We start from the raw sequence: 25,843 nt of genomic DNA on the forward strand, positions 1-25,843 counted from the left end.
ATGATGTTAAAGATAGAGCGGAGCCTGCAAAAAAGTTGTAGAGAGTGATGCGCTTTTTGTAAACAGCATGTAAACAGCACCCCGCGCGACGAACATGTTACTAACCCGGCCCGTAATTAAGCTGTCCTCGTTCGGCCTAATTTCACTAGCAAGGGTGCCCTCAGGCGAGTGAATTCAGGGACCGGGTTAATAGATGGGTCGAACCCCCGACTCGCCCGTTCAGGCAAAACGCCGTGCCGCGTCCAGGGCCAGGCCGCAGCCGATGCTGCCGTAAAGATCGCCTTCCACCGCGCGTGCCGTCGGCAGCACGGCGGCGATGCGTTGGCGCAGCAGTGGTACACCGCTGGCGCCACCGGTGAAAAACACGGTATCGACATCGTCGGCCTTAACGTTGGCGTCCACCAGCAGGCGGCGCACGGTGCTCTCGATGGTGTCGATCTGCTGGGCGATGGACTGGTCGAACTGGGCGCGCGTGATGTCGTGCTGCAGGCCGGCTTCGATTTCGCCGAGCGGCAGCGTGACCAGCTCGGCCGAAGACAGCCCGATCTTGGCCGCTTCCACCTGGATCGCCAGCCAGTGCCCGGCGCGCTTATTGACCAGCGCGAACAGCCGGTCGAGCTTGTCGCTTTCCAGCGCCTCGTTGTACACGTCCTTCAGGCTGGCCAGGGCCTGACGCGTGTAGGCGAAGTTGATGGTGTGCCAGGTGGCGAGGTTGAAGTAGTAGCTGGATGGCATTTCGGCGCCGCTTTTGAGCCGGCTCTTCAGGCCCAACAGCGGCATCACCGCATGCAGGCTGAGCTGCTTGTCGAAATCGGTGCCGCCAATGTGCACGCCGCAGTTGGCGAGGATGTCGTCGCGCCGGTCGAGCTTGCCGGCGCGCTCCGGCGAGACGCGGATCAGCGTGAAGTCGGAGGTGCCGCCGCCGATGTCGACCACCAGCACCAGTTCCTCGCGCTCGACACGGCTCTCGTAGTCGAAGGCGGCCGCGATCGGCTCGAACTGGAATTCGATATCGCTGAAGCCGGCGCGGCGCGCAATCTCGCCCAGCGTGTCTTCGGCCAACTTGTCGGCCTTGGGGTCGTCGTCGACGAAGAACACCGGACGGCCGAACACCGCCTGGCGGAAGTGGCGCCCGGCCTGGCGCTCGGCGCGCGTCTTGAGGCCGTCGATGAACATCGCCAGCAAATCGAGGAAGCGCAGCACGCGGCCCTGCACCTCGGTCTGGCCGTTCATCAGGCCCGTGCCGAGGATGCTCTTGAGCGAACGCATCAGCCGCCCCTCGTACCCTTCGAGGTACTCGCCGAGCGCGGCGCGGCCCACGGCCACCGAGTCTTCGTCGGCGTTGAAAAACACCACCGACGGCAAGGTCGCCTTGCCGTCTTCCAGTGCCAGTAGGCTGGGTTGGCCGGGGCGGTGCCACCCGACGGTCGAATTGGACGTGCCAAAATCCACGCCGCAGGCGTTGGTCGTCATGCTGCTCTTACTCCGCTTTGCTTCTGGAAGGCGCGCGAGTATAGCGGAAAGTGGGCCATCCCGCTTGTCCACATTCTGTTGCCGGACCGATTTCGTAATCGCGACAGTCACGTACAGATGCGGGAAGCGGCGCGTCGGCCTTCGCCCCTGGTCGTCGTCATATAACCATGACTCATGTTGTTGTTTCAAAACGATATATTGCCGATTTCACCTGATTTTGTGCGGCGCAGCGGCGAGCGCGACAGCGCCGCGAGGGCGATTGCTGGCGCGCCGATTTACTGAAATGATCGTCGCGCGGTCGAGGTTCGGGGCAGGCGAGAGGCGATGCCACCCCGAACCTCGACCGCGAAACCCACCTTTACCCCACATGCTTGCGGCGTGCCCGCCACCACGGTTGCCGCGAAATAAGAGCCAAGATTGGCCGAGGAGAAAACATGAAGAAACTAGCTGCATGCCTGATGCTGTCGCTGGCGTCCGTCGGCGCTTTTGCCAAAGACTGGAAAGTCATCCGCTTCGGCGTTGATGCCAGCTACGCCCCGTTCGAATCGAAAGCTGCCGACGGCAAGCTGGTCGGTTTCGACGTCGATCTGGGCAATGCCATCTGCGAGAAACTGAAAGCCAAATGCGTGTGGGTCGAGAACGACTTCGACGGCATGATCCCGGCGCTCAAGGCCAAGAAGTTCGACGGCATCCTGTCGTCGCTGTCGGTCACCGAGAAGCGCGCCGAGCAGATCGCCTTCTCCGACAAGATGTTCAACGCCCCGGTGCGCATGGTCGCCAAGAAGGGCAGCAACCTGCTGCCCACCGCCGAATCGTTGAAGAGCAAGCGCATCGGCGTCGAGCAGGGCACCACCCAGGAAACCTACGCCAAGGCCTACTGGGAGCCCAAGGGTGTGAACGTGGTGCCGTACCAGAACCAGAGCCTGGTGCTGGCTGACCTGGGCTCGGGCCGCCTCGATGCCGCCCTCCAGGACGCGGTGCAGGCCGACATCGGCTTCCTCAAGACCCCGCAGGGCCGTGACTTCGCCTTTGCCGGCCCCGAGCTGAAAGACCCGAAAACGCTGGGCACCGGCACCGCGATCGGCCTGCGCAAGGACGACGCCGACCTGCGCCAGCAGATCAACCAGGCACTCGCCGCCATTCACAAGGACGGTACCTTCGACCGCCTCGCCAAGAAGTACTTCTCCTTCGACATCTACAACTGATCGGTACTGATTCAGTCCTGCCCACAACGGGCGGGACTGGGACGTGCATGCTCCGGAGACACCCGTGGTTACGGTGTCTCCGGCGTGCGTCTTTGTGATTGTGAAGCCGAGGCGGGGCCGCCGCGGGGTACACCCGCTTGCCGATGCGCCGCCGGTGCTTCCGAAGGAGAATGCCATGTTTCTGCAAGGCTTTGGCCCGCTGATTTTTGAGGGAACGCTGCAGACCATCAAGCTGGCACTGGTGTCGATGCTGCTCTCCGTCCTGATCGGACTGGTGGGCGCCTCGGCCAAGCTGTCCAGCCACCGACCGTTGCGATACCTCGCCACCGCCTACACCACACTGATCCGCAGCGTGCCCGACCTGGTGATCATGCTGCTGCTGTTCTACAGCCTGCAAATCCTGCTCAACCAGCTCACCGACTGGGCCGGCATCGAGCAGATCGACATCGACCCCTTCCTCGCCGGGGTGGTGACGCTGGGCTTCATCTACGGCGCCTATTTCACCGAAACCTTCCGCGGCGCCTTCCAGGCCGTGCCGCGCGGCCAGCTCGAGGCCGCCACCGCCTACGGCATGAAGCCGTGGCTGGTATTCCGCCGTGTGCTGTTTCCGCAGATGATGCGCTTCGCACTGCCGGGCATCGGCAACAACTGGCAGGTGATGATCAAGGCCACCGCCCTGGTGTCCATCATCGGCCTGGCCGACATCGTCAAGGCGACCCAGGACGCCGGCAAGAGTTCGATGCAGCTGTTTTTCTTCAGCATCGTGGGCGGGCTGATCTACCTCGCCATCACCACGCTGTCGAACGGGGTGTTGTTGTGGTTGGAGCGCCGTTATTCGGTCGGCGTCAGAAAGGCTGAGCTATGAACGAGATTTTGCAGCAATACTGGCAGGCCTATTTGTGGAGCGACGGCTACCACATCACCGGCGTCGCCATGACCCTGTGGCTGCTGGTGGCGTCGATCGGCATCGGCTTCGTGCTGGCGGTGCCGCTGGCGGTGGCGCGCGTGTCGCCCAATCCGCTGATCCGCGGCCCGGTGTGGTTCTACACCTACGTGTTCCGCGGCACGCCGCTCTACATCCAGCTGCTGGTGTTCTACACCGGCATCTACAGCATCGAGTCGGTGCGCGCCCAGCCGCTCTTGGACGCCTTCTTCCGCGAGGGCATCAACTGCACGCTGCTGGCGTTCGCGCTCAACACCTGCGCCTACACCGTGGAAATCTTCGCCGGCGCGATCCGCGCCACGCCGTACGGCGAGATCGAGGCGGCGCGCGCCTACGGCATGTCGAGCTTCACGCTGTACCGCCGCGTCATCCTGCCCTCGGCGCTGCGCCGCGCGCTGCCGTACTACAGCAACGAGGTGATCCTGATGCTGCATTCCACCACGCTGGCGTTCACCGCCACGGTGCCGGACATCCTCAAGGTGGCGCGCGACGTCAACTCCGCCACCTACGCCTCGTTCGAAGCCTTCGGCATCGCCGGCGCGCTGTACGCCGTGATCGTGTTCGCGCTGGTCTGGCTGTTCCGCCGCGGCGAGCAGCGCTGGCTCGCCTTCCTCAAGCCGCAGGCGCATTGATTCGCCGTATTGGGAGAGATTGAAATGTACAAACTGACCGTGGACGACCTGCACAAGAAGTACGGCAACCACGAAGTGCTCAAGGGCGTGTCGCTCAAGGCCAAGGCCGGCGACGTGATCAGCATCATCGGCTCCTCGGGTTCGGGCAAGAGCACCTTCCTGCGCTGCATCAACTTCCTCGAGCAGCCCTGCGCCGGCGCCATCACGCTCAACGGCGAGGCGATCCGCACCGCGCCGGACAAGACCGGGGCGCTGCGCGTGAGCGACGCCAGGCAGCTGCAGCAGATGCGCACCCGGCTCGCCATGGTGTTCCAGCACTTCAACCTGTGGGGCCACATGACGGTGCTGGAGAACATCATCGAGGCGCCGATGCACGTGCTCGGGGTGAGCCGCGCCGAGGCCGAGGCGCGCGCGCGCAAGTACCTGGCCAAGGTCGGCCTGCCGGAGAGCGTCGAGGGCAAGTACCCGTCGCACATGTCGGGCGGGCAGCAGCAGCGCGTGGCGATCGCGCGCGCGCTGGCGATGGAGCCGGAGGTGATGCTGTTCGACGAGCCGACCTCGGCGCTTGACCCGGAGCTGGTGGGCGAGGTGCTGAAGGTGATGCAGACGTTGGCCGAAGAAGGCCGCACCATGCTGGTGGTGACGCACGAGATGGGCTTCGCGCGCGAGGTGTCCAACCACGTGATCTTCCTGCACCAGGGCCGGGTGGAGGAGGAAGGGCACCCGCGCGAGGTGCTCAACCAGCCCAAGAGCGAGCGCCTCCAGCAGTTCCTCGCCGGCAGCCTGAAATGACCGCGGCGTCCCTGTTGCGGCAAGCCTGCTGATGGATACGCCACGCCAGTTGGCGGTGCTGCTGCTGCCGCCCTGTTCGATGTTCGGCATCGGCTGCCTGAACGAGCCGTTTGCCCAGGCCAACCGCCTGTCCGGCAAGAAGCTCTACCAGCTCAGTTTTTACACCTGGGACGGCGAGCCGTTGCCGCTCTCCGGCGGCATGGCGTTCCCGGTGGCGGGCGCGCTGCGCGAGGCGGCGCCGTTCGAGCAGCTATTCGTGCTGAGCGAGGGCGTCGCCTCGTTCGCCGACTCGGGCCTCTTCACCAGCGAGCTGGCGCGCCTGGCGCCGCGCCTGGCGCTGTTGGGCGGCGTGCACGCCGGCGCCTGGTGGCTGGCCAGCGCCGGCGTGCTGGACGGTTACCGCGCCACCATCCACTGGCAGGACTACCCGCGCTTCGCCGACCGCTTTCCCAAGGTAGTGGCGAGCCAGCGCGTGTTCGAACTCGATCGCGACCGCTTCAGCTGCGGCGGCGCGCTGGCCGTGCTGGATGGCGCCCTGGCGCTGATCGGGCGCGATCATGGCGCCGAACTGGTGGAATCCGTCGCCGCGGCGCTGTGCGCCGAACGCGTACGCGGCAGCGAGGAGAAGCAGCGCGTGCCGCTGCTGGCGCGTGTCGGCGAGCGCCAGCCCAAGCTCACCGAGGCGGTGATGCTGATGGAAGCCAATATCGAAGAGCCGCTCACCACCGACGAGATCGCCCAGTTCACCGGGCAATCGCGCCGCCAGCTCGAGCGGATGTTCAAGCAGCACCTCGACGTGCCGCCGTCGCGCTACTACCTGCAACTGCGCCTGGAGCGGGCGCGCGCCATGCTGCGCAACACCGGCAAGTCGGTGGTACAGATCGGCCTGTTGTGCGGCTTCTCGTCCGGCCCGCACTTTTCCACCGTGTATCGTTCCCATTTCGGCATCGCCCCGCGCGAAGAACGCTTCGCCAACGAGTCGAAACCGGCCGATGCCGAATGAGCCGCCCGGGCACGGCGTCCCGGGCTGGTGGAAACCGGAATGGACCTGTCGTTTTTCTGGAAGGTAAATAAAAAAAGCGTCATTAGAATGAATCCCATCTCAACGCCTGCCAAGGAGAACAGAATGACCGCTCAAGTCAACCGCCACACCTTCGATGAAGTCATGGTTCCCAACTACGCCCCGGCCGCCTTCATTCCGGTATCCGGCAAGGGCTCTCGCCTGTGGGACCAGGGCGGTAACGAATACATCGACTTCGCCAGCGGCATCGCCGTGACCAGCCTCGGCCACCTGCACCCGGAACTCACCGCCGTGCTGCACGAGCAGGTCGACCGCCTGTGGCACCTCTCCAATACCTTCACCAACGAGCCGGCGCTGCGCCTGGCGCGCCGCCTGACCGAATCCACCTTCGCCGAGAAGGTGTTCTTCAGCAACTCCGGCGCCGAGGCCAACGAAGCCGCGCTGAAACTGGCGCGCCGTTACGCCTTCGACCACTTCGACGGCGACAAGACCGGCATCGTGTCGTGCAAGCAGGCCTTCCACGGCCGCACCCTGTTCACCGTGTCGGTCGGCGGCCAGCCCAAGTACACCGAAGGCTTCGCGCCGCTGCCGGGCAACCTGAACCACATCGAATTCAACAACCTGGCCGCCGCCGAAGCCGCGATCAACGACGGTACCTGCGCCGTGATCGTCGAGCCGGTGCAAGGCGAGGGCGGCGTGCTGCCGGCCACCCCGGAATACCTGAAGAAGCTGCGCGAACTGTGCGACAAGCACAACGCGCTGCTGATCTTCGACGAAGTGCAGATCGGCGTCGGCCGCTCCGGTTCGCTGTTCGCCTACCAGGCCTACGGCGTGACGCCGGACATCCTGACCAGCGCAAAGGCACTGGGCAACGGCATGCCGATCGGCGCCATGCTGACCACCAGCAAGATTGCCGCCTCGTTCGTGGTCGGCACCCACGGCTCCACCTACGGCGGCAACCCGCTGGCCTGCACCGTGGCCGACAAGGTGATCGAGATCATCAATACCCAGGAGGTACTGGACGGCGTCAAGCGCCGCCATCAGCTGCTGGTGGACGGCCTCAAGCGCATCGGCGCCAAGCATCATGCATTCAAGGATGTACGCGGCATGGGCCTGCTGGTCGGCGCCGAACTGGTCGACGAACTCGCCGGCAAGGCCAAGGACTTCCTCACCGCAGCGGCACGCCACGGCCTGGTACTCTTGGTAGCCGGCCCCAACATCGTGCGCATCGCACCGTCGCTGGTGATCCCGGAGGCCGATCTGGAAGAAGGCCTCAAGCGCCTGGAAGCCGTGACTGCCGAGATCATGGAGAAGGCAAAGGTAGCCAAAGAGGCCCAGCCGGCTTAAGCGCCACAACTCGTAGGATGGGTGAAGGCAAATATGCCGGAACCCATCAGCATCGACCGATGGGGTTCGCGTTGCTCCACCCATCCTACGAACAGAAACCATTGGAAGGGACTGACATGCTGTTTGTTCGACCGAGCAAGCTTTCCGATCTGGACCAGATCGAGCGCATGGCGCGATCGGGCGGGCCGGTGCTGCACTCGCTGCCGCCCGACCGCCAGCGCCTGCAACAGCGCGTGAACGACTCGCTCAATTCGCTGCGCAGCGAGGTCGAGTGCCCCGGCGAAGAGAGCTACCTGTTCGTGCTGGAAGACTCCGCCAGCGGCCGGCTCTACGGCACCGCCGGCATCATGGCGATGGCCGGGTTTTCCGAGCCGTTCTACGCCTTCCGTAACGAAGTGCTGGTGCACGCCTCGCGCGAGCTCAAGGTGAACCACCGCGTGCACGCACTGATGATGTCGCACGAGCTGACCGGCCGCACCCGGCTCACCGGCTTCTACTTCGACGAAGCCGCGCTCGGCAACGCGCTGCTGGCGCCGCAGCTGCTGTCGCGCTCGCGCATGCTGTTCATCGCCGAACACCGCGAACGTTTCAGCAACGAGATCTTCTCGGTGCTGCCCGGCGTGGCCGACGAAGAGGGCCGCTCGCCGTTCTGGGACGGCGTCGGCTACAAGTTCTTCCGCCGCGACTTCACCCAGATGGAACTGGCCTCCGGCGGGCGCAGCCGCACCTTCATCGCCGAAATGATGCAGGTCGACCCGCTCTACGTGCCGCTGCTGTCGGAAGAGGCGCAACGCGTGATGGGCGAGCCGCACGTCGGCGCGCGCCTCAACTACCGCTGCCACCTGGCCGAAGGCCTGGAGCCGGACAAGTTCGTCGACCTGTTCGACGCCGGCCCGGTGCTGACCGCGCCGCTGGAGGTGTGCCAGTCGGTGCGCCACAGCCGGGTGCACAGCGCGCTGCGCGGCGAGGTGAGTGGCCCGACCGTGCCTTACCTGGTGAGCAATACCCAAACCGGCGATTTCCGCTGCACCGTCGCCGAGCTGCCGGCGCGGCTGGAGAGCGAGATCGTCCTGCCGCAAGAAGTGGCCGACGTGCTGGAGATCGCCGACGGCGACGAAGTGCGTTGCGCGCCGCTGCACGTTGAAGGAGCCCGCCCATGATCGTGATGAGACTGTGCCGACCGGACGATGTCGACGCCCTGGTGGAACTGGCGCACAAGGCCGGCCCCGGCATGACCACGCTGAAGCCCGACCACGCCGTGCAGGCGTCGCGCCTCGACCGCGTGCAGCGCACCGTCGACGGCACCGCGCCGCTGGCGGAGCAGGGCTATCTGTTCGTGCTGGAAGACAGCGACAGCGGCCAGGCAGTGGGCGTGTGCGGCCTCGAAGTCGCGGTCGGCCTCGACCAGCCGTTCTACACCTACCGCATGGACAGTTTCGTGCACGCCAGCCGCGAACTGGGGCTGTGGACCAAAATGGACAAGCTGCACATGTCGCACGGCCTGACCGGCTATTCCGAGCTGTGCACGCTGTTCCTCGACCCGGATTTCCGCGTCAACGGCAACGGCGCGTTGCTGTCCAAGGCGCGCTTCATGTTCCTGGCGCAGTTCCCGGAACGCTTCGCCGAACACATCTGCGCCGAAATGCGCGGCCACTTCGACGAGAACGGCGAATCGCCGTTCTGGAAGGCGCTCGGCACGCACTTCTACCGCATCGACTTCCACGAAGCCGACCACCTGGTGGCGCTCGGCAAGAAGTCCTTCCTCGCCGAACTGATGCCGCGCTACCCGGTGTACATCGACTTCCTGCCGCCCGAGGCGCAGGCCTGCATCGGCAAGGTGCACAAGGATACCGAGCCGGCGCGGCGCCTGCTGGAGGCCGAAGGCCTGCGCCTGGAGCACCACGTCGACATCTTCGAGGGTGGCCCGGTGCTGGAAGCCCGCGTCGACAGCCTGCGCGTGATGCGTGACAGCCAGCTGTACCGCGTCGAGATCGTGGCCGAACGCGCCGCCGCCGGCGAGCAGCGCTACCTGGTGGCCAACGGCGAACTGGCCGATTTCCGCGTGATCCTGGCTTCGGCCAACCCTACGGACGGTGTCATCGCCCTGAGCGCCGAGCACGCCCAGGCCCTGCACGTGAAGAGCGGCGACACCGTACGCGCCATGACGCTCTATCCCGCTGCCAAGACAGCTAGCTGATAACCGATCGCCGCCGGCAGCACGCCGCTGCCGGCGCACCACATGGAAAGACATGACATGAGCCAACTGTTCATCGACGGTAGCTGGGCCGCCGGCCACGGCCCGGTCTTCGTTTCGCTCAACCCGGCCACCGGCCTGCCGGTATGGGAAGGCCGCGCCGCGGCAACGGACGACATCGACGCCGCCTTCATCGCCGCGCGCCGCGCCTTCGCCGGCTGGCGCCGCACCGCGCTGGCCGATCGCCTGGCCTTGGTACGCCGCTTCGCCGAGGTGCTGGGCGAGCACAAGGAAGAGCTGGCCCGCACCATTGGCCTGGAAACCGGCAAGCCGCTGTGGGAATCGCGCCAGGAAGTGGCGGCGATGATCGGCAAGATCGAGATCTCGATCCGTTCCTACAACGAGCGTACCGGCGAACACCGCGCCGACCTCGCTGGCGACAGCTCCGTGCTGCGCCATCGCCCGCATGGTGTGGTGGCGGTGTACGGTCCGTACAACTTCCCCGGCCACCTGCCGAACGGCCACATCGTGCCGGCGCTGATCGCCGGCAACACCGTGCTGTTCAAGCCGTCCGAGCTGACCCCGCTGGTGGCCGAGCTGACCGTCAAATTATGGGAAAAAGCCGGCGTGCCGGCCGGCGTGATCAACCTGCTGCAGGGCGAGCGCGACACCGGCATTGCGCTGGCCCAGCACACCGACCTCGACGGCCTGTTGTTCACCGGCAGCTCCGCCACCGGCGTGGCGCTGCACCGCCAGTTCGCCGGCCGTCCCGGCTTCATGCTGGCGCTGGAGATGGGCGGCAACAACCCGCTGCTGGTGGCCGAGTGCGCCGACCTCGACGCCGCCGTGCACCACGCCATCCAGTCCGCCTTCCTCTCCGCCGGGCAGCGCTGCACCTGCGCGCGCCGCATGCTGGTGCCGCACGGCGAATTTGGCGACCGCTTCGTGGCGCGCCTGGCCGAGGTAGCCGGCAAGCTCACCATCGGCGCCTTCGACGCCGAGCCGCAGCCGTTCATGGGGGCGATGGTATCGCTCAAGGCCGCGCAGGGCATGCTCGCCGCGCAGCAACGCCTGATCGCGCTGGGCGCCAAGCCGATCCTGGAAATGCGCCAGCTGGAAGAGGGCAAAGCCTTCGTCACCCCGGCCATCCTCGACGTCACCGCCGTGACCGAGCTGCCGGACGAGGAATACTTCGGCCCGCTCACGCAGATCATCCGCTACCGCGACTTCGATCTGGCGCTGGAGATCGCCAACGACACCGAATACGGCCTGTCGGCGGCGCTGCTGGCCGACGATGCCGCGCTGTGGGAACGCTTCAGCCAGGACATCCGCGCCGGCGTGGTGAACTGGAACAAGCCGACCAACGGCGCCTCGTCCGCCGCGCCGTTCGGCGGTGTCGGCAACTCCGGCAACCATCGCCCGGGGGCCTACTACGCCGCCGACTACTGCGCCTACCCGATGGCCTCGGTGGAAGCGCCGGCGCTGGCGCTGCCGAGCCAGCTCGCGCCGGGGATGTCGTTGTAAGCCTCTCGATCAGGCGGCTGCGCCTTGGCATCTTGAGTGCTCGCAGGCTGGGCAAAGGCACACCTGCCGGAACCCATCAATAGCGGATGAGGGGTTCCACATTGCTCCACCCATCCTGCGCCTGCGAGGCGGCTCGGCCTGCCATGGCCCGCTCGCTTTCCGGAGGAGCTCCCGATTTTGTCTGTGGAAGTCGTCAGTGTTGGCAGTCCGGTGCAAACCGGGCTGTTTTTTTTGGAGCCGCGCCATCCTGCGTACGGGTCGTCCCATGGCGCGCGCTGGCAGTGTCTATAGTGGATGAGGGCGGCCGCAGGGACATGCAGGCCGGGGTTCAAGGCGGCGTGCCGCTGTTTTTCGACAAGGGGGAGGGACTGTCATGCCCAACACGACGGAACCCGGATTACTCCACCTGCTGTATCTCTACTTCATTCCCTACTGGCTGTTCCGTGACGTCTCGCAGGGCGACCACATGCTGCGCGAACAGAACTATCGCTTCAACCGCCAGCAACGCAAATACCTGCCGGGCTATCTGATCAAGTGGGCGATCCTGTGCGCGCTGCTGTTGGCCAGCCATCACCTGGCCAAGGGGCTGGCGGAGGTGGTGCCGGACTGGTACGAGGTCTTCCGCGCCTGGGCGCTGTTTTCCGGCATCAGCTTTTCGGTCGGCTTTGCCCTGATGGCCAACATCGTGGTGCTGTGGGGTTATCTGACCTTCATGCACTGATGGTCTCATGCCGTAGTCGGCGGGGGCGGTGCATCCAATGGCACACTTGATTGCCACCGATGCAGATCGCCCCTCAAGAGACATTCATGCTTCCGGCTGACGGCCGGCTCCTTCCTGCTGTAAAGGTGACATCCGCATTGCCCGATGCGCAAGCCGGGAACCCTGATGCACCGCGATGAGCGAGGCACGAGCCGGACCGGAGCCTTTCGTGCCGATCTTCTATGAAGCCTGGTCAAAGACCAGGCAAGTAGTGCTCGCGTGGGCGTAGAGCTTGCCGTCCGGTCCGACCAGCCGGCCTTCCGCGGTCGCCACCTGGCGGCCGCCGTGGACCAACCGGCCTTCCGCGCGCACCAGCGGCACCGCATCGGTGAGTGAGCGGACGAGGTTGAGCTTCAGTTCCAGGGTTGTGTAGGCCTTGCCCGCCGGCAGCGTGGAATGCACGGCGCATCCCATGGCGGTGTCGAGCATGGTTGCAAACCAGCCGCCGTGCACGGTGCCCATCGGGTTGTAGTAGCTGAAGCCTGGCTCTCCCTGGAATACCGCCAATCCGGGCTCGATGCGAAGCAGGATGAAATCGAGCGTCGCAGCCATCGGCGGGGGCGGAATCTCCCCGGCGAGGAGCGCCTGGAATATCTGCAATCCGCTGCGCCCGGCGAGCTGGGCAGGGGAGGCCACGCCGGGAGCCGTCTGGATGCGGGCGCGCACGGCCGCCTCCTCGGCCCGCCAGCGGGCAAGCGTTTCTTCGGGATTCATCGCGTCGGTTGGCGCTGTCATGGGGTCGACTCCTCACCCTAGCTTCCCAGAATCGAGCGACGCGCGCGTTCGTGCGGGTCGATTTTCGGCGGCGATCCCGCCTCGAGTGCGGGTCGAGACGCGACGCTGGTCACGGGCGACGGGACGATTCGCTGACGCGCGAGTTCATGCGGATCCGTCGGCGCTGGCGCCTCGGTTACCGTCGTGTTGGGGATGGCTGCCGAATGCTGCGTCACGTTCAGTATCGACTGCCGCGCCTGCTCGTGAGGATCCAGCGGGCGGCCGGGATCGGCCAGCGCGGTGTGGGCGGAAATGACGAGGGCGATGCTGGACAATGCCAAAAGCGATTTCATGATGAGTCTCCTGTTCGGGTGAGGCAGTAGACGGGCGGTACCGTTGGCGCCGGGCACCGCTCGGCCGGAAATGCGTGTGTATCCACATAAAGCGAGAAAAACACCACTAACCGTTTGCCATAGAACATCTCCTGTTAAACAGTCGTCCGAAATTGTCCGTACCCAGCGCCAGCCCGGTCCCCAAACCAATGCGCCACGGCTCGATGCACCCATGATGAGCACCTATGGATTCCCTGTTATGGTCATCTTGCTTACCTGCGGTCGTTGGTGGAAAGGTTGCTGGAGAGGCGGTTGCTGCTTGCATGCTGCGCATCCCATCCGCCCCCCAAAGCCCGGAAGGAGGCAATGGCGGCGCGCGCCGCCTCCGTTTCTGCCTGTGCCTTCGCGTCGCGCGCCTCCAGCAGCTTGCCATCGGCATCGAGCACCTCGATCAGGCTGACGACGCCGCCCTTGTAGGCGGCAAGCGAGTTCTCGCGCGCACGGACGAGCGAGGATTCGCCCCGCGTCAGGATGCCGACCTGGGCCTCGCGTTTGACGAGGGCTTCGATGGCGTTCTCGACATCCTCGGTCGCCCGCAACACGGCCAGCCGGTAGGCCGCCAGGGCTTCGGCCTCCTGGCCACGCGCGGCAGCGATCTGCGCGTCGACGCGGCCGAAGTCGAACAGGCGCCAGCGCAGTCCGAGAACGCCCTGGGCCTGGCTGGCGGCCCCGGTGAAGAGGTTGCCGCTCGCTATCGCGGTGGCGCTGCCCAGCAGGGCGGCAAGCGAGAACTTGGGGTAGTACTCCGAGACCGCCACCCCGATGCGCGCATTGGCCGCAGCCAGGCGCCGCTCGGCGGCGATGAGGTCCGGCCTGCGCCGAATCATCTCGGCCGGGGTGCCGGTCTCGGCCAGACCCGGAACGACCGGGACCGGCGCCACCGGAGCCAGTTCCGTGCGATAGGTTCCTGGCTGAGCTCCGAGCAGCACGTCCAGCGCGTTCATCGCCGAATCGAGGCCGGCTTCCAGGACGGGAATCTGCGCCTCGGCCTGGGTGAGCGAACCCTCGGCCTGGTTCATCTGGAGCTCGGCGGCGACCCCCTTCCCGTACTGGAGCCTGACCATGGCGAACAACTGACGGCGGGTTTCCACTTGCTGTCGGGCGATCGCGATGCGCGCCTGCAAGCCCCGGATCGTGACGTACACATCCGCCGTCTGCGCGGCCACGGCCAGCCGTGTCGCCACCGCACCGGCTTCGGATGCCTCGTACGCCGCGTGTGCCGCCTCCCGCCCTCGCCGCAGACCGCCGAACATGTCGACCTCCCAACTCGCGCCGAGGTTGGCCTCGTAGGAGCTGCCGCTGCGATCGAAGCCGGGCGTGGCGTTGAGCACCTGCCCCAGCGGGGTCTCGACCGACTGGTAGCCTCGCGCTGCGGTTATACTCACGTTGGCCGCCGGAAGCAGCGCCGCATCGGCGTAGCGCAACGACGCACGCGACTGGGCGACACGTGCCGCCGCTTGCGCGATGTCCAGGTTCTGGTCGAGGGCCAGCGCGACGAAGTGCGTCAGCAGCGGATCGTCGAAGGCGGCCCACCAGATCGTGAGGTCTGCCTTGTGCTGAACCTGCCGGTGATCGACGCCTTCCTGTCCGATGAAGGTGGGCGACAGAGCGATCTCGGGCCGTCTGTAGTCGGGGCCGACGGCGCAGCCCGTCAAGACGCCGACGCTCAGAAGAAGGGCGAGTGAACGGGGATGGGCGAGCATGAGAGTCCTTCGGGGGAGTTGAACTGTTTGAGTGACTATAGTCTAAATTGGTCACTAGTTGTCAAGCTTTAGCATACGAGGTATTGTTTTCCCCATGAATGAAATCGAGTCTTCCGCCCCACAGACGCGTGGCCCCGTCGACCATAGCGTTCGAGAACAGATCGTGGAGGCGGCCGGAGAGCACTTCAGCCACTACGGCTACGAGAAGACCACGGTCTCCGACCTGGCCAAGGCAATCGGCTTTTCCAAGGCCTATATCTACAAGTTCTTCGACTCCAAGCAGGCCATCGGCGAGGCCATCTGTTCCAAGACCTTGAGTGCCATCGTCGTGGCGGTCGAAGAGGCAGTGGCTGGCGCATCCACGCCGACGGAAAAATTCCGCAGGATGTTCAAGGCCTTGGTGGCAACCGGCGTGAGCCTGTTCTTCAACGACCGCAAGCTGTACGACATCGCCGCATACTCCGCCGGCGAAGGCTGGCCGTCTGCCCGCGCCTACTGCGAGCGCATCCAGCAGATCCTGACGGAGATCGTCCGCGAAGGGCGGGAGAGCGGCGAGTTCGAACGCAAGACACCGCTGGACGAAACGGTGCATGCGATCTATCTCGTCATGCTGCCCTTCGCGAATCCGCTCCTGCTCCAGCACAACCTCGACCTCGTCGAGGACGCGCCTACACGGCTTTCGAACCTGGTGCTGCGTAGCCTGGCGCCTTAGGGCGCTCCATGAGCACAAAGTGACTATTGACAAAAATAGTCACAAGTTAGAGGATGAAGGCCTTCGTATTCCCGGAGGTCGTCATGCTTCAGCGCCGTACTATTCCCTTCCTCGCCGTCGTCGGTCTGTTGCCCTTAGCCCTGGCAGCGTGCAGCGACGCCACTTCTGCAATTGATCCGCGGACCCGGATTCCCGTCGTACGGGTGGGGGCGGTAGAGGCCGCCGTCCAGGCCGAGCGCTCGTTCACCGGCATTGTTGCGGCGCGGGTGCAGAGCGACCTGGGCTTCCGCGTTCCCGGCAAGGTCCTGGAGCGCCTGGTCGATACCGGGCAGGCTGTCAAGCGTGGCCAGCCGCTGATGCGCATCGACCCCACCGACTTGAAGCTCGCCACGCGCGCCCACGACGAGGCGGTTGCCGCCGCCACGGCGCGCGCGCGCCAGACCGCGGAGGACGAGGCGAGATACCACGACCTCGTCTCGGCGGGTGCGGTGTCGGCCTCGGCCTACGACAAGATCAAGGCCGCCGCCCAGTCGGCAAGGGCGGAGCTCAATGCAGCCCAGGCCCAGGCCGACGTGGCGCGCAACGAAACCGGCTACACGGTCCTGCTTGCCGACGCAGACGGCGTGGTGGTGGAGACCCTGGCGGAGCCGGGCCAGGTCATCGGTGCCGGGCAGGTTGTCGTTCGTGTGGCGCATGCCGGGCGCCGCGAAGCAGTCATCGAGCTCCCCGAAACCCTGCGTCCGGCGGTCGGATCCGTGGCGCGCGCGGCCTTGTATGGCAGCGGGCTCACGGGCGCGGCGAAACTGCGCCAGTTGTCGGATGCCGCCAACCGTGAGACGCGCACCTTCGAGGCGCGCTACGTGCTGGAGGACCGCCTGGCAGACGCGCCACTGGGCTCGACCGTCTCCATCCGCATCCCGCAAGACCGCTCCGCTCCGGCATTGCGGGTACCCATCGGCGCGATCGTCGATCCGGGCAAAGGCCCCGGCGTATGGCTGGTCGAAGGGAAGGCGCCTCGGGTCACCTGGCGCGCCGTGCAGGTAACCGGCCTCAGTGACGAAGCCACCGCCATCGTCGGTGGCCTCGCGGCGGGCGATCGCGTCGTCGTGCTCGGAGCCCATCTGCTGCACGAAGGCGAGCAGGTACGACTGGCTGACGTCGGAGAACGGCAATGAGCGCCTTCAACCTCTCCGCCCTCGCGGTACGCGAGCGCTCGGTGACCCTGTTCCTGATGGTGGCGATTTTCATCGCCGGGATCGTGGCCTTTCTGACGCTGGGCCGGGCGGAGGATCCCGCCTTTACCGTCAAACAGATGACCGTGGTCACCGCCTGGCCCGGCGCCACGGCAAAGGAGATGGAGGAACTGGTCGCCGAGCCCCTGGAAAAGCGCATGCAGGAACTGCGCTGGTATGACCGGACCGAGACCTTTACGCGACCGGGCCTGGCCTTCACCACGGTGTTCCTGCTCGACAGCACGCCCCCCGCGGAGGTCCCCGAGCAGTTCTATCAGGCGCGCAAGAAACTCGGCGACGAGGCCGGCAAGCTGCCGCGTGGCGTCATCGGTCCGATGGTGAACGACGAATACGCCGACGTGACCTTTGCACTCTATGCCTTGAAAGCGAAGGGTGAGGCCCATCGGCACCTAGTGCGCGACGCGGAGACCCTGCGCCAGCGCCTGCTTCACGTGGCGGGCGTCAAGAAGGTGAACATCATCGGCGAGCAGGCCGAACGGATCTTCGTCGAGTTCTCCCATGACCGCCTCACCACCCTGGGCGTCTCCCCGCGCGATCTCTTCGCTGCGCTGAACGGGCGCAACGTCATGACGCCCGCCGGATCGATCGAAGCCAAGGGCCCACAGGTCTTCATCCGGCTGGACGGCGCCATCGACGATCTGGAGTCGATCCGGAATACGCCCGTCGCGGCACGAGGGCGTACGCTGAAGCTCGGCGACGTCGCCGAAGTGAAGCGGGGCTACGAGGATCCGGCCACCTTCCTCATCCGCAACAACGGCGAGCCGGCCTTGCTGCTCGGCGTGGTCATGCGCGAGGGTTGGAACGGCCTCGATCTCGGCCGCGTGCTGGAGACGGAAGCGGCGGCGATCAACGCCGAGATGCCGCTCGGCATGAGTCTGTCCAAGGTCACGGACCAGTCGGTCAATATCCACTCGGCCGTCGACGAGTTCATGCTCAAGTTCTTCGTCGCCCTCGGCGTGGTGATGCTGGTGGGTTTCCTCAGCATGGGATGGCGCGCCGGCATCGTGGTTTCGGCAGCGGTTCCGCTGACCCTGGCCGCGGTCTTCGTCATCATGGCGGCCACCGGCAAGAACTTCGACCGGATCACGCTGGGCTCCCTGATCCTCGCCCTGGGGCTCCTGGTCGACGACGCGATCATCGCCATCGAGATGATGGTGGTGAAGATGGAGGAGGGCTACGACCGCATCCGCGCAGCGGCCTATGCGTGGAGCCATACCGCCGCGCCCATGCTTTCCGGAACCCTGGTGACGGCGATCGGCTTCATGCCGAACGGCTTTGCCAAGTCGACCGCCGGCGAGTACGCCGGCAACATGTTCTGGATCGTCGGCATTGCGCTGATCACGTCGTGGATCGTCGCCGTCGTGTTCACGCCCTACCTGGGGGTGAAGCTGCTCCCGAACTTCAAGCAACACGAGGGTGGGAACGCGGCGATCTATGCGACCCCGCACTACGAGCGCTTCCGCCGCCTTCTTGGATCGGTAATCCGGCGCAAATGGCTGGTTGCGGCGGGCGTGGTCGGCGCCTTGTTCGTCGCGGTCCTGGGCATGGGCGTGGTCAACAAGCAATTCTTTCCGACTTCCGATCGGCCCGAGGTGCTGGTCGAAGTCCAGATGCCGTATGGCACCTCGATCCAGCAGACGAGTGTAGCGACCGCCAAGGTCGAGGCCTGGCTGGCCAGGCAGCCGGAAGCGAAGATCGTGACGGCCTACGTCGGACAGGGGGCGCCGCGCTTCTACCTCGCCATGGCGCCGGAGTTGCCCGATCCTTCGTTCGCGAAGATCATCGCCCTGACGGACAACCCGGCGGCGCGTGAGGTGCTCAAGCTCAGGCTGCGGCAGGCGGTGGCCGACGGTCTGGCACCGGAGGCGCGCGTGCGGGTGGCCCAGTTGGTGTTCGGCCCGTACTCGCCGTTCCCGGTGGCCTTCCGCGTGATGGGGCCCGATCCTGGCAAGCTGCGCGACATCGCGGCGCAGGTGCGTGCCGTGATGCAGGCCTCTTCCCAGATGCGTACGGTCAATACCGACTGGGGCGAGCGCGTGCCCACGCTGCGTTTCTCGCTCGATCAGGACCGGCTCCAGAGCCTTGGCCTGAGCTCCAGCGACGTGGCCCAGCAGCTTCAGTTCCTGTTGAGCGGCATCCCGATTACCGACGTGCGCGAGGACATCCGTTCGGTACAGGTCGCTGCCCGTTCGGCCGGCAACACGCGGCTCGATCCGGGCAAGATCGCCGATTTCACCTTGGTCGGAGCGGCCGGCCAGCGGATTCCGCTGTCGCAGATCGGAACGGTGGGCGTCCACATGGAAGACCCCATCCTGCGCCGCCGCGACCGCACGCCGACGATCACGGTGCGCGGAGACATTGCCGAGGGCTTGCAGCCGCCGGACGTGTCCACCGCCGTATGGAAGGATCTTCAGCCCGTCATCGCCAGACTCCCGGCCGGCTACCGGATCGAGCAGGGCGGTTCCATCGAGGAATCCGGCAAGGCGAACCGCGCCATGGCGCCGATCTTCCCCATCATGATCGCCCTGACGCTGATCACGATCATCTTCCAGGTCCGGTCGATCTCTGCGATGACGATGGTGTTCGCCACCGCGCCGCTGGGCCTGATCGGGGTCGTACCCACCCTGCTGTTGTTCCGGCAGCCGTTCGGCATCAACGCCCTGGTCGGACTGATTGCACTGTCCGGAATCCTGATGCGCAACACGCTGATATTGATCGGACAGATTCGTGAAAACGAACAGGCCGGACTCGATCCATTCCGTGCGGTTATCGAAGCCACCGTGCAGCGCGCGCGCCCGGTCATCCTGACCGCACTCGCCGCCATCCTGGCGTTCATTCCGCTCACCCATTCGGTGTTCTGGGGGACGCTCGCCTACACGCTGATCGGCGGCACCTTCGCCGGGACGGTTCTGACCTTGGTGTTCTTGCCGGCCTTGTACTCGATCTGGTTCAAGATCAGGCCGGCGGCGGCGGAGGGGCACGCCGTTCCTGCGATGCGAACGGAACCTGCCGCAGACTAGCAGAAGGAATCGGCGCGCCGGCCCCGCAGCGGTTGCCGGCGTGCCACCACTACATTTCACTTCATGAGAGCAGACGGAAGCCAGCTACGCGCGATCAATCGCCTCATCGGCTTCTGGGGTTATCCGGTCTGTTGTCGATCGGATATTTTCACTCAAATCGACCAGCACGCCGGCACCGCGCCCGATTGGCTAGCCGCAGGTTCCATACCCTCCCGCCCAGCCTGCTCCAGCAGCCACTCGCGAAACACGCGCACCTTGTAGAGATCGGCCTTGGTCGCCGGATGCACCAAGTAATAGGCATGCTGGCTGCGGACGGGCTTGTCGAGCGCCAGCACCAGCCGTCCGCTCTGCAGCTCTTCCTCCACCAGGAAGTGCGGCAACACCGCAATGCCGAGCCCCGCTACGGCGGCCTGGATCACCATGAAGAAGTGCTCGAAGCGAGGTCCGCTCAACAACCCCGCTTCATTTCCCGTCAAGCCTTCGATGCCGGCTGCGTGCAGCCAATCGTTCCAGGCCTGCGGCCGCGTGGTGTGCTGTAGCAGCGTGTAGTCGAGGATCTCGCGCACGTCGTCGAGGTGCGGCCGGCCGCCCAGCAGGGCCGGCGCGCACACCGGCACGATGTCTTCGCCCATCAGCCGGTGGCAGATCGCGCCTGGCCACAGCGCCGGGCCGAAGTGGATCGCCACGTCGGCCTCCACCTTGTCGAAATCGAACGGCCGCACCTGGGTCACCAGGTTGAGCTGGATATCCGGGTAGCGCGCCGCGAAGTCGCCCAGACGCGGCACCAGCCAGCGCGAGCCGAAGGTGGGCAGCATGGCGATGGTGAGCATGCCGCCTTCGCCGCTGTAGGCCATCAGTTGCAGCGTGGCGGCCTCGGCGCGGTCGAGCACGTCCTGCACCGCGGCGGCATAGGCTTCGCCGGCCACGGTCAGCACCAGGCGTTGCTTGACTCGCTCGAACAGCGGACGGCCGATGAAGTCTTCCAGCGCGCGGATCTGGCGGCTCACGGCGCTTTGCGTCAGGTTCAGTTCTTCGGCGGCGCGGGTAAAGCTCAGGTGACGGACGGCGGCCTCGAAACATTGCAGGGCCATCAGCGAGGGGAGGGTACGACGCATGGTAGTTGATGAGTTTTCAGAATGAAGTCAGCAGAATACATCGCTTGAGCCAAGCCGTAAAAAAATCGAGACTTTGCTTATCGTGCGGCAGCGACAGCGGGGTGGGCCCGCTGCCTCGAACTGCCCGAAACAGAACAAGAGGCATTCCGTAATGGCACACGTCAACGCGAACGTAGAAACCAGCCAACTGTGGCAACTACTCGAGGCCGTCGCCGGCCAGGCCAGCACGCGCGGCCTGTTCAACATGATCGAGGTCGACGACACCCTGCTCACGGCCGCGGTGCGCCCCGCCACCGTGCCGCGCGTGGTGCTGGCCCAGGCCATGAACATGCTGCTGTTCGCCAAGAACCTGGAAGCCGTGCCGGAAGGCAAGACCTACGTCACCGCCAAGTTGGCCGAAGGCGGCAAGGTGGTGTTCGACCACGGCGCACTGCGCACCGTCACCGCCGCCGACACCGGCGCGCTGCCGATGGGCGAGCAGGCGTTCAAGCGCTTTCTCGAGCCGCTGGGCTTCGCCGTGGCCGGCGTCTACCCGCTGCCGCGCCTGAAGATGACCGGCCGCGCCTACTGCCACCAGGACGCGCCGGAAGCGGTCGCCCAGTTTTTTGTCTCCGAGCTGCACGCCGATCAGTTCTCGCCGGCCTTCCAGGCGGCGGCGAACGAAGTACTGGGCAGTTCGCGCGACCCGCTCTCCGAGCGCGCCAAGGAACTGCTGACGAAGCTCGCCGACACCCGCGCGCTGCCGTTTGCCGAGGCGGTCGAACTGCTGCCGGAGCTGGTGGGCTGCTTCGACGTGCAGCACGCCACCCCGCGCCTCGCCGCCTACCAGACCCTGCTGGAAGAATCGGCCGAGATGGCGTGGATCACCACCGAGGGCAATGCCTTCAATCACGCCACCGACCATGTCGAAGACGTGTTCGCCGTGGCTGACGCGCTGCGCGCCCAGGGCCTACCGATCAAGGACAAGGTCGAGGTCTCCGCCGCCGGTTCGGTGCGCCAGACCGCGTTCAAGGCCACCCGCGTCGAGCGCGAGTTCATCGCCGCCGCCGGCACGCGCGTGACGCGCGTGGTGCCGGGCTCGTTCTACGAATTCATCACGCGCGACCGCATCGTCGACCCGGCCAGCGGCGAGAGCAAGCTCGATCTGCGCTTCGACAGCTCCAACGCGCAGGGCATTTTCAAAATGACGGCTGCTGCCTGCTGAAAACCCGTTGCATCAGGTGGCGACGCCTTGGCTCCTTGAGCGCACGCACGATGGGTGAAGCCCATCATCGACATCGACTGATGGGTTACGCTTCGCTCCCCCCATCACTACGCGCGCAAGGCGCCGCAAGAACTTCCCTGGACCGGAAGCCCGTACGGCCCGCGCTTCGGTGCGGGCCCTTTTTTTCGGGCGGGTGAAAGAAATCGTCGCGAGAGGTCCTCAGCGGGGTAAAGAGCAACCCACACCCAGAGCTACGCCATGCCCCCGCCTGACCGCCAGCACGCCAGCATATCGCTGGCCACATCGGCGAATTCCGCGCGCTGCCGAACGCCCTGGACTCGGCCTCCTGATCTCGTGACACGCTTCCAAAGCAAAACGGAGGGCGCCTGATGGCGACCCTCCGTTATCGATTCAGAAAAACTGCGGAGACAGGCGTCAGCGCTGGGTAGCCGACTCCGTTTCGGTTTCGGTTTCCGTCTCGGTCTTGAGGTTGGTCTTCTCATTCTCCTGGCCATTGACGCTCATGCGTTGCTGAGCACGAACAAGGCCACGCGTGGACGTCGACATGAACTGGGCGTTGGAATTGCTCACGGCACTGTCACTCATGTGATCAGCGGAGACGCCGCCAGCATTATTGCCCGAGTGATCCCCGGAATGGCCGCCGGAGTGGCCATTTGCCGCCAAGGCTGCTTGGGCAGTCGAGAGCGTCAACGCTACGCACAGCGACATCAGAGTAGTCTTGGTATTCATACAAACCTCCTTATTCGGAATGGCTGGCATTGTGCTGCCAGGGTCTTTTGTGACCCGGGCATGTCTTCAAGGTTCCCCTGCGCTGCCACCGACTTGACGGCTGACGGCCCCTTGCGAGGCCGTCAGCGGCACCGGCTTAGACGCTCGGGGTCGCGTCGTTGCGGGTCTTGTAGAGCGAGAACAGCACCCCGGAGAGCAGCAGCCCGAACGTCACCAGCAGCGACAAGCCGGTCGGAATCTTCACGCTGGTCAGCCCGATATCGTGCAGATAGACCAGCCCCACCTTGCTGCCGATGAAGACCAGCACCAGCGACAGCGCGTACTTCAGGTAGTGGAAGCGATGCACCATCGCCGCCAGCGCGAAGTACAGGGCACGCAGACCCAGCACCGCGAAGATGTTCGAGGTATAGACGATGAACGGGTCCTGGGTGATGGCGAAGATCGCCGGGATGCTGTCCACCGCAAATACCACGTCGGTCGATTCCACCATGATCAGCGCCAGCAGCAACGGCGTTGCCCACCAGCCGCGCGCCAGGCCGTGACGTTCGCCACGCACCCAGAAATGCTGTTCGTGCAACGTCGGGGTCAGGCGCATGTGGCCCTTCAGCCAGCGATACATGCGGTTCTTTTCCAAGGACGGATGCTCGTCATCGGCGAACAGCATCTTGACCCCGGTCGCCACCAGGAACAGGCCGAACAGCACCAGCATCCACTGGAACTCGGCCACCAGTGCCGCCCCCAGGCCAATCATCACCGCGCGCAGCACGATCACACCCAGGATGCCCCAGAACAGCACGCGGTGCTGGTAGATGCGCGGCACGGCGAGGCTGGTGAAGATCAGCGACATCACGAAGATGTTGTCCATCGACAGCGATTTCTCGATCACATAGCCGGTGAAGTACTGCATGCCGGCATCCGCGCCCTTGTACCACCAGAGCCAACCGCCGAAGGCCAGCCCCATGGCGATGTAGAAGGCCGAGAGCTTCAGGCTCTCCTTCACGCCGATCTCGTGCTGGTCCTTGTGCAAGACGCCCAGGTCGAAGACCAGCAGCGCCACCACCAGCGTCATGAACATCAGCCAGACCCAAAGCGGGTAGCCGATGACGGAGATGAAAATCCAATCCATGAACATTCCTTGGTTGTTACGAACGGGCCTGCAGCGCGCTCACACGCTCTTCGATGCTGGGGTGGCTGGCGAACAGCGCCATCAGCCCGCCCTTGCCACCGGCGATGCCCGACGCGGCCATGCCTTGCGGCAGGCCACCGGCATCCATGCCCCCCAGGCGATACAAGGCCGCGATCATCGGCTGGCGCGAGCCCATCAGCTGGGAGGCACCGGCGTCGGCGCGGAATTCGCGCTGGCGCGAGAAGTACATGACGATGGCCGAGGCCAGGATGCCGAACACGATCTCGCAGGCGATCACGGTCACCATATAGCCGATGCCGGGGCCGGACGACGCTTCCTCCTCGTCGTTGCGGCGCAGGAAGCTGTCGACCAGGTAGCCCACCACACGCGCGAGGAAGAACACGAAGGTGTTCACCACGCCCTGGATCAGCGTCAGGGTGACCATGTCACCGTTCTTGATGTGGGCGATTTCGTGCGCCAGCACCGCCTCGACTTCCTCCTCCCTCATCGAGGCGAGCAGCCCGGTCGACACCGCCACCAGCGAGTTCGATTTGCTGGCGCCGGTGGCGAAGGCATTGGGCTCGCCTTCATACACGGCCACTTCCGGCATCGGCAGGCCGGCGCGCGTGGCCAGTTTCTGCACGGTATCCACCAGCCAGCGCTCGGTGGGGTGGGACGGGTTGTCGATGACGCGGGCACCGGTGCTCCACTTGGCGATGGCCTTCGACATCAAGAGCGAAATGAAGGCGCCACCGAAGCCCATCAGCGCGGAGAACGCCAGCAGCATGCCGAGGTTCAGCCCGTTGGCGGTGAGAAAGCGGTTAACGCCCAGAAGCTGTGCCGCGACGCTGAGCACCAGCATCACGGCAAGGTTGGTCACAATGAGCAGCAGAACTCGTTTCATGATGGTTATCCGGGGGTTGTTGAATTGTGCTGACAGCATAGCCCCTGACATTAAAAGATAAAATCGAATAAAATCACATAAACACTACGGTTTATTCGAACAATCATGAAAGAAATCCTCAACTACAAGCACCTGCATTACTTCTGGGCCGTGGCGCGCGAGGGCGGGGTGAACCGGGCGGCGGAACGGCTCGGCATGAGCGCGCAAACCGTCAGCGGCCAGGTCTCGAAGCTGGAACACGCCCTCGGCAAGGCTCTGTTCACGCAGCAGGGGCGCAACCTGGTGCTGACCGAGGCGGGGCGCGTGGCTCTGCAATTCGCCGATCAGATCTTCATGCTGGGGGAGGCGTTGCAGGAAACGCTGGAGGACGACACCTTGGGGTCGACGGTACGGCTCGCGGCCGGCATCACCGACGTGTTGCCCAAGACCGTGTCTTACCGCCTGCTGGAACCGGTGCTGGGCGGCGAGCAGCGGGTACGGCTGGTCTGTACCGAAGGGGCGTTCGACGAATTGCTCGCCGAACTGGCACTGCATCGGCTGGACGTGGTGCTGGCCGATCGACCGGTGCCCGCCGGCGGCCAGCAGCCCTTCGTGTCCACCCTGATGGCGCGCTGCCCGGTGATGATCTTCGGCACTGCCAAGCTGTGCAGCCAGTACCGCGAGGACTTCCCGCTCAGCCTGTCACGCGCACCGATGCTGCTGCCGACGCGCGACAACGTGCTGCGCAGCCAGCTCGAACAATGGTTCGAAGAGCAAAACATCAAGGTCGACATCGTCGGTGAATTCGAGGATGGCGCCTTGCTCAAGACCTTCGGCCGGCAGGGCGTCGGGCTGTTTCCTGCCCCCTCGTTCCAGGTCGACGACATCACGCGCCAGTTCGAGGTTGAGGTGGTGGGGGAGGTGACGGGTGTGTACGAGCACTACTACGCCATCGCCAATCGCCGCAAGCTGCAGCACAGCGCCGTCGAGACCCTGATGCGCTCGGCGACGGAACCACACGAACGCTAATCGCCACCAACCGGTACACCGGCCAGTCCCCATGTGCGCGGTAGACGCTGC

Annotated in this window: 23 protein-coding genes; 15 read left to right on the plus strand and 8 right to left on the minus strand. The window is 65.2% G+C overall.

All coding sequences use genetic code 11. The features are described 5' to 3' along the window. Positions 1–219: 219 nt before the first annotated feature. Positions 220–1,473: an Hsp70 family protein gene (locus NH8B_RS10290; protein WP_014087227.1), complete on the minus strand. Its 1,254-nt coding sequence runs from the start codon at positions 1,471–1,473 to the stop codon at positions 220–222. A 434-nt stretch (positions 1,474–1,907) separates the two neighbouring features. Here NH8B_RS10290 and NH8B_RS10295 point away from each other — a divergent pair, with 434 nt between their 5' ends. From NH8B_RS10295 to NH8B_RS10340, 10 genes are all read left to right on the plus strand, one after another. Further along, complete coding sequence (locus NH8B_RS10295; RefSeq protein WP_014087228.1) at positions 1,908–2,678, plus strand: ABC transporter substrate-binding protein; 771 nt, start codon at positions 1,908–1,910, stop codon at positions 2,676–2,678. Between the two features lie 175 nt (positions 2,679–2,853). Beyond that, positions 2,854–3,543, plus strand: coding sequence for an ABC transporter permease (locus NH8B_RS10300; protein ID WP_008954217.1), 690 nt, complete (start codon positions 2,854–2,856; stop codon positions 3,541–3,543). After that, on the plus strand, positions 3,540–4,253 hold the full coding sequence (locus NH8B_RS10305) for an ABC transporter permease (protein WP_014087229.1): 714 nt from the start codon (positions 3,540–3,542) through the stop codon (positions 4,251–4,253). Before NH8B_RS10300 ends, NH8B_RS10305 begins: the two co-directional genes overlap by 4 nt. Before the next feature lie 24 nt (positions 4,254–4,277). Beyond that, positions 4,278–5,045 carry an ABC transporter ATP-binding protein gene (locus NH8B_RS10310; RefSeq protein ID WP_014087230.1) on the plus strand — a complete coding sequence of 256 codons (768 nt, stop codon included), beginning with the start codon at positions 4,278–4,280 and terminating at the stop codon, positions 5,043–5,045. 31 nt (positions 5,046–5,076) lie between these two features. After that, entirely contained in the window at positions 5,077–6,048 is a 972-nt protein-coding gene (locus NH8B_RS10315) for a GlxA family transcriptional regulator (RefSeq protein ID WP_014087231.1), read from the plus strand. A 123-nt stretch (positions 6,049–6,171) separates the two neighbouring features. Then, complete coding sequence (locus NH8B_RS10320) at positions 6,172–7,413, plus strand: aspartate aminotransferase family protein (RefSeq protein ID WP_014087232.1); 1,242 nt, start codon at positions 6,172–6,174, stop codon at positions 7,411–7,413. Positions 7,414–7,529: 116 nt separating this feature from the next. After that, the gene (locus NH8B_RS10325) at positions 7,530–8,573 is read left to right on the plus strand and encodes an arginine N-succinyltransferase (RefSeq protein ID WP_041702919.1); all 1,044 of its coding nucleotides are present in this window, start codon (positions 7,530–7,532) and stop codon (positions 8,571–8,573) included. Then, positions 8,570–9,610 (plus strand): arginine N-succinyltransferase, encoded by a 1,041-nt coding sequence (astA, locus tag NH8B_RS10330; protein WP_014087234.1) that lies wholly within the window; start codon positions 8,570–8,572, stop codon positions 9,608–9,610. Before NH8B_RS10325 ends, astA begins: the two co-directional genes overlap by 4 nt. Before the next feature lie 57 nt (positions 9,611–9,667). Further along, the gene (gene astD, locus NH8B_RS10335) at positions 9,668–11,131 is read left to right on the plus strand and encodes a succinylglutamate-semialdehyde dehydrogenase (RefSeq protein ID WP_014087235.1); all 1,464 of its coding nucleotides are present in this window, start codon (positions 9,668–9,670) and stop codon (positions 11,129–11,131) included. A gap of 373 nt (positions 11,132–11,504) precedes the next feature. Beyond that, positions 11,505–11,852: a hypothetical protein gene (locus NH8B_RS10340; RefSeq protein ID WP_014087236.1), complete on the plus strand. Its 348-nt coding sequence runs from the start codon at positions 11,505–11,507 to the stop codon at positions 11,850–11,852. 219 nt (positions 11,853–12,071) lie between these two features. Here NH8B_RS10340 and NH8B_RS10345 read toward each other — a convergent pair whose 3' ends face one another. The 3 genes from NH8B_RS10345 to NH8B_RS10355 form a co-directional block, all read right to left on the minus strand. Further along, on the minus strand, positions 12,072–12,626 hold the full coding sequence (locus NH8B_RS10345) for a PaaI family thioesterase (RefSeq protein WP_014087237.1): 555 nt from the start codon (positions 12,624–12,626) through the stop codon (positions 12,072–12,074). A 17-nt stretch (positions 12,627–12,643) separates the two neighbouring features. Beyond that, the gene (locus NH8B_RS10350) at positions 12,644–12,958 is read right to left on the minus strand and encodes a hypothetical protein (protein WP_014087238.1); all 315 of its coding nucleotides are present in this window, start codon (positions 12,956–12,958) and stop codon (positions 12,644–12,646) included. A 251-nt stretch (positions 12,959–13,209) separates the two neighbouring features. After that, a complete protein-coding gene (locus NH8B_RS10355; protein WP_014087239.1) occupies positions 13,210–14,700 on the minus strand; it encodes an efflux transporter outer membrane subunit in 1,491 nt (496 codons plus the stop codon). A gap of 94 nt (positions 14,701–14,794) precedes the next feature. Between NH8B_RS10355 and NH8B_RS10360 the strand changes: the two genes are divergently transcribed. The 3 genes from NH8B_RS10360 to NH8B_RS10370 are packed head-to-tail and all read left to right on the plus strand — an operon-like array spanning position 14,795 to position 19,685. After that, on the plus strand, positions 14,795–15,412 hold the full coding sequence (locus NH8B_RS10360) for a TetR/AcrR family transcriptional regulator (protein WP_014087240.1): 618 nt from the start codon (positions 14,795–14,797) through the stop codon (positions 15,410–15,412). Between the two features lie 53 nt (positions 15,413–15,465). Beyond that, positions 15,466–16,587, plus strand: a complete 1,122-nt coding sequence (locus tag NH8B_RS10365; protein WP_014087241.1) for an efflux RND transporter periplasmic adaptor subunit — start codon at positions 15,466–15,468, stop codon at positions 16,585–16,587. Next, positions 16,584–19,685 carry an efflux RND transporter permease subunit gene (locus NH8B_RS10370; protein ID WP_014087242.1) on the plus strand — a complete coding sequence of 1,034 codons (3,102 nt, stop codon included), beginning with the start codon at positions 16,584–16,586 and terminating at the stop codon, positions 19,683–19,685. Before NH8B_RS10365 ends, NH8B_RS10370 begins: the two co-directional genes overlap by 4 nt. Before the next feature lie 152 nt (positions 19,686–19,837). Here the strand turns inward: NH8B_RS10370 and gcvA are convergent, their stop codons facing one another. Continuing rightward, positions 19,838–20,800 (minus strand): transcriptional regulator GcvA, encoded by a 963-nt coding sequence (gcvA, locus tag NH8B_RS10375; protein ID WP_014087243.1) that lies wholly within the window; start codon positions 20,798–20,800, stop codon positions 19,838–19,840. Between the two features lie 151 nt (positions 20,801–20,951). On the opposite strand from gcvA, the gene NH8B_RS10380 reads away from it, so the two are divergent. Further along, positions 20,952–22,004 (plus strand): DUF1338 domain-containing protein, encoded by a 1,053-nt coding sequence (locus NH8B_RS10380; RefSeq protein ID WP_014087244.1) that lies wholly within the window; start codon positions 20,952–20,954, stop codon positions 22,002–22,004. 435 nt (positions 22,005–22,439) lie between these two features. Here the strand turns inward: NH8B_RS10380 and NH8B_RS10385 are convergent, their stop codons facing one another. The 3 genes from NH8B_RS10385 to htpX all read right to left on the minus strand — a co-directional run bounded on the left by NH8B_RS10385 (position 22,440) and on the right by htpX (position 24,784). After that, the gene (locus tag NH8B_RS10385) at positions 22,440–22,754 is read right to left on the minus strand and encodes a hypothetical protein (protein WP_008954236.1); all 315 of its coding nucleotides are present in this window, start codon (positions 22,752–22,754) and stop codon (positions 22,440–22,442) included. A 136-nt stretch (positions 22,755–22,890) separates the two neighbouring features. Next, on the minus strand, positions 22,891–23,880 hold the full coding sequence (locus tag NH8B_RS10390; RefSeq protein WP_014087245.1) for a TerC family protein: 990 nt from the start codon (positions 23,878–23,880) through the stop codon (positions 22,891–22,893). A gap of 16 nt (positions 23,881–23,896) precedes the next feature. Continuing rightward, positions 23,897–24,784, minus strand: coding sequence for a protease HtpX (gene htpX, locus NH8B_RS10395; RefSeq protein WP_041702920.1), 888 nt, complete (start codon positions 24,782–24,784; stop codon positions 23,897–23,899). 105 nt (positions 24,785–24,889) lie between these two features. On the opposite strand from htpX, the gene nhaR reads away from it, so the two are divergent. Beyond that, the gene (gene nhaR, locus NH8B_RS10400) at positions 24,890–25,792 is read left to right on the plus strand and encodes a transcriptional activator NhaR (protein ID WP_014087247.1); all 903 of its coding nucleotides are present in this window, start codon (positions 24,890–24,892) and stop codon (positions 25,790–25,792) included. The last annotated feature ends 51 nt before the right edge of the window (positions 25,793–25,843 follow it).

Origin of the sequence: Pseudogulbenkiania sp. NH8B (assembly GCF_000283535.1) — a bacterium.
Lineage (GTDB): Bacteria > Pseudomonadota > Gammaproteobacteria > Burkholderiales > Chromobacteriaceae > Pseudogulbenkiania > Pseudogulbenkiania ferrooxidans.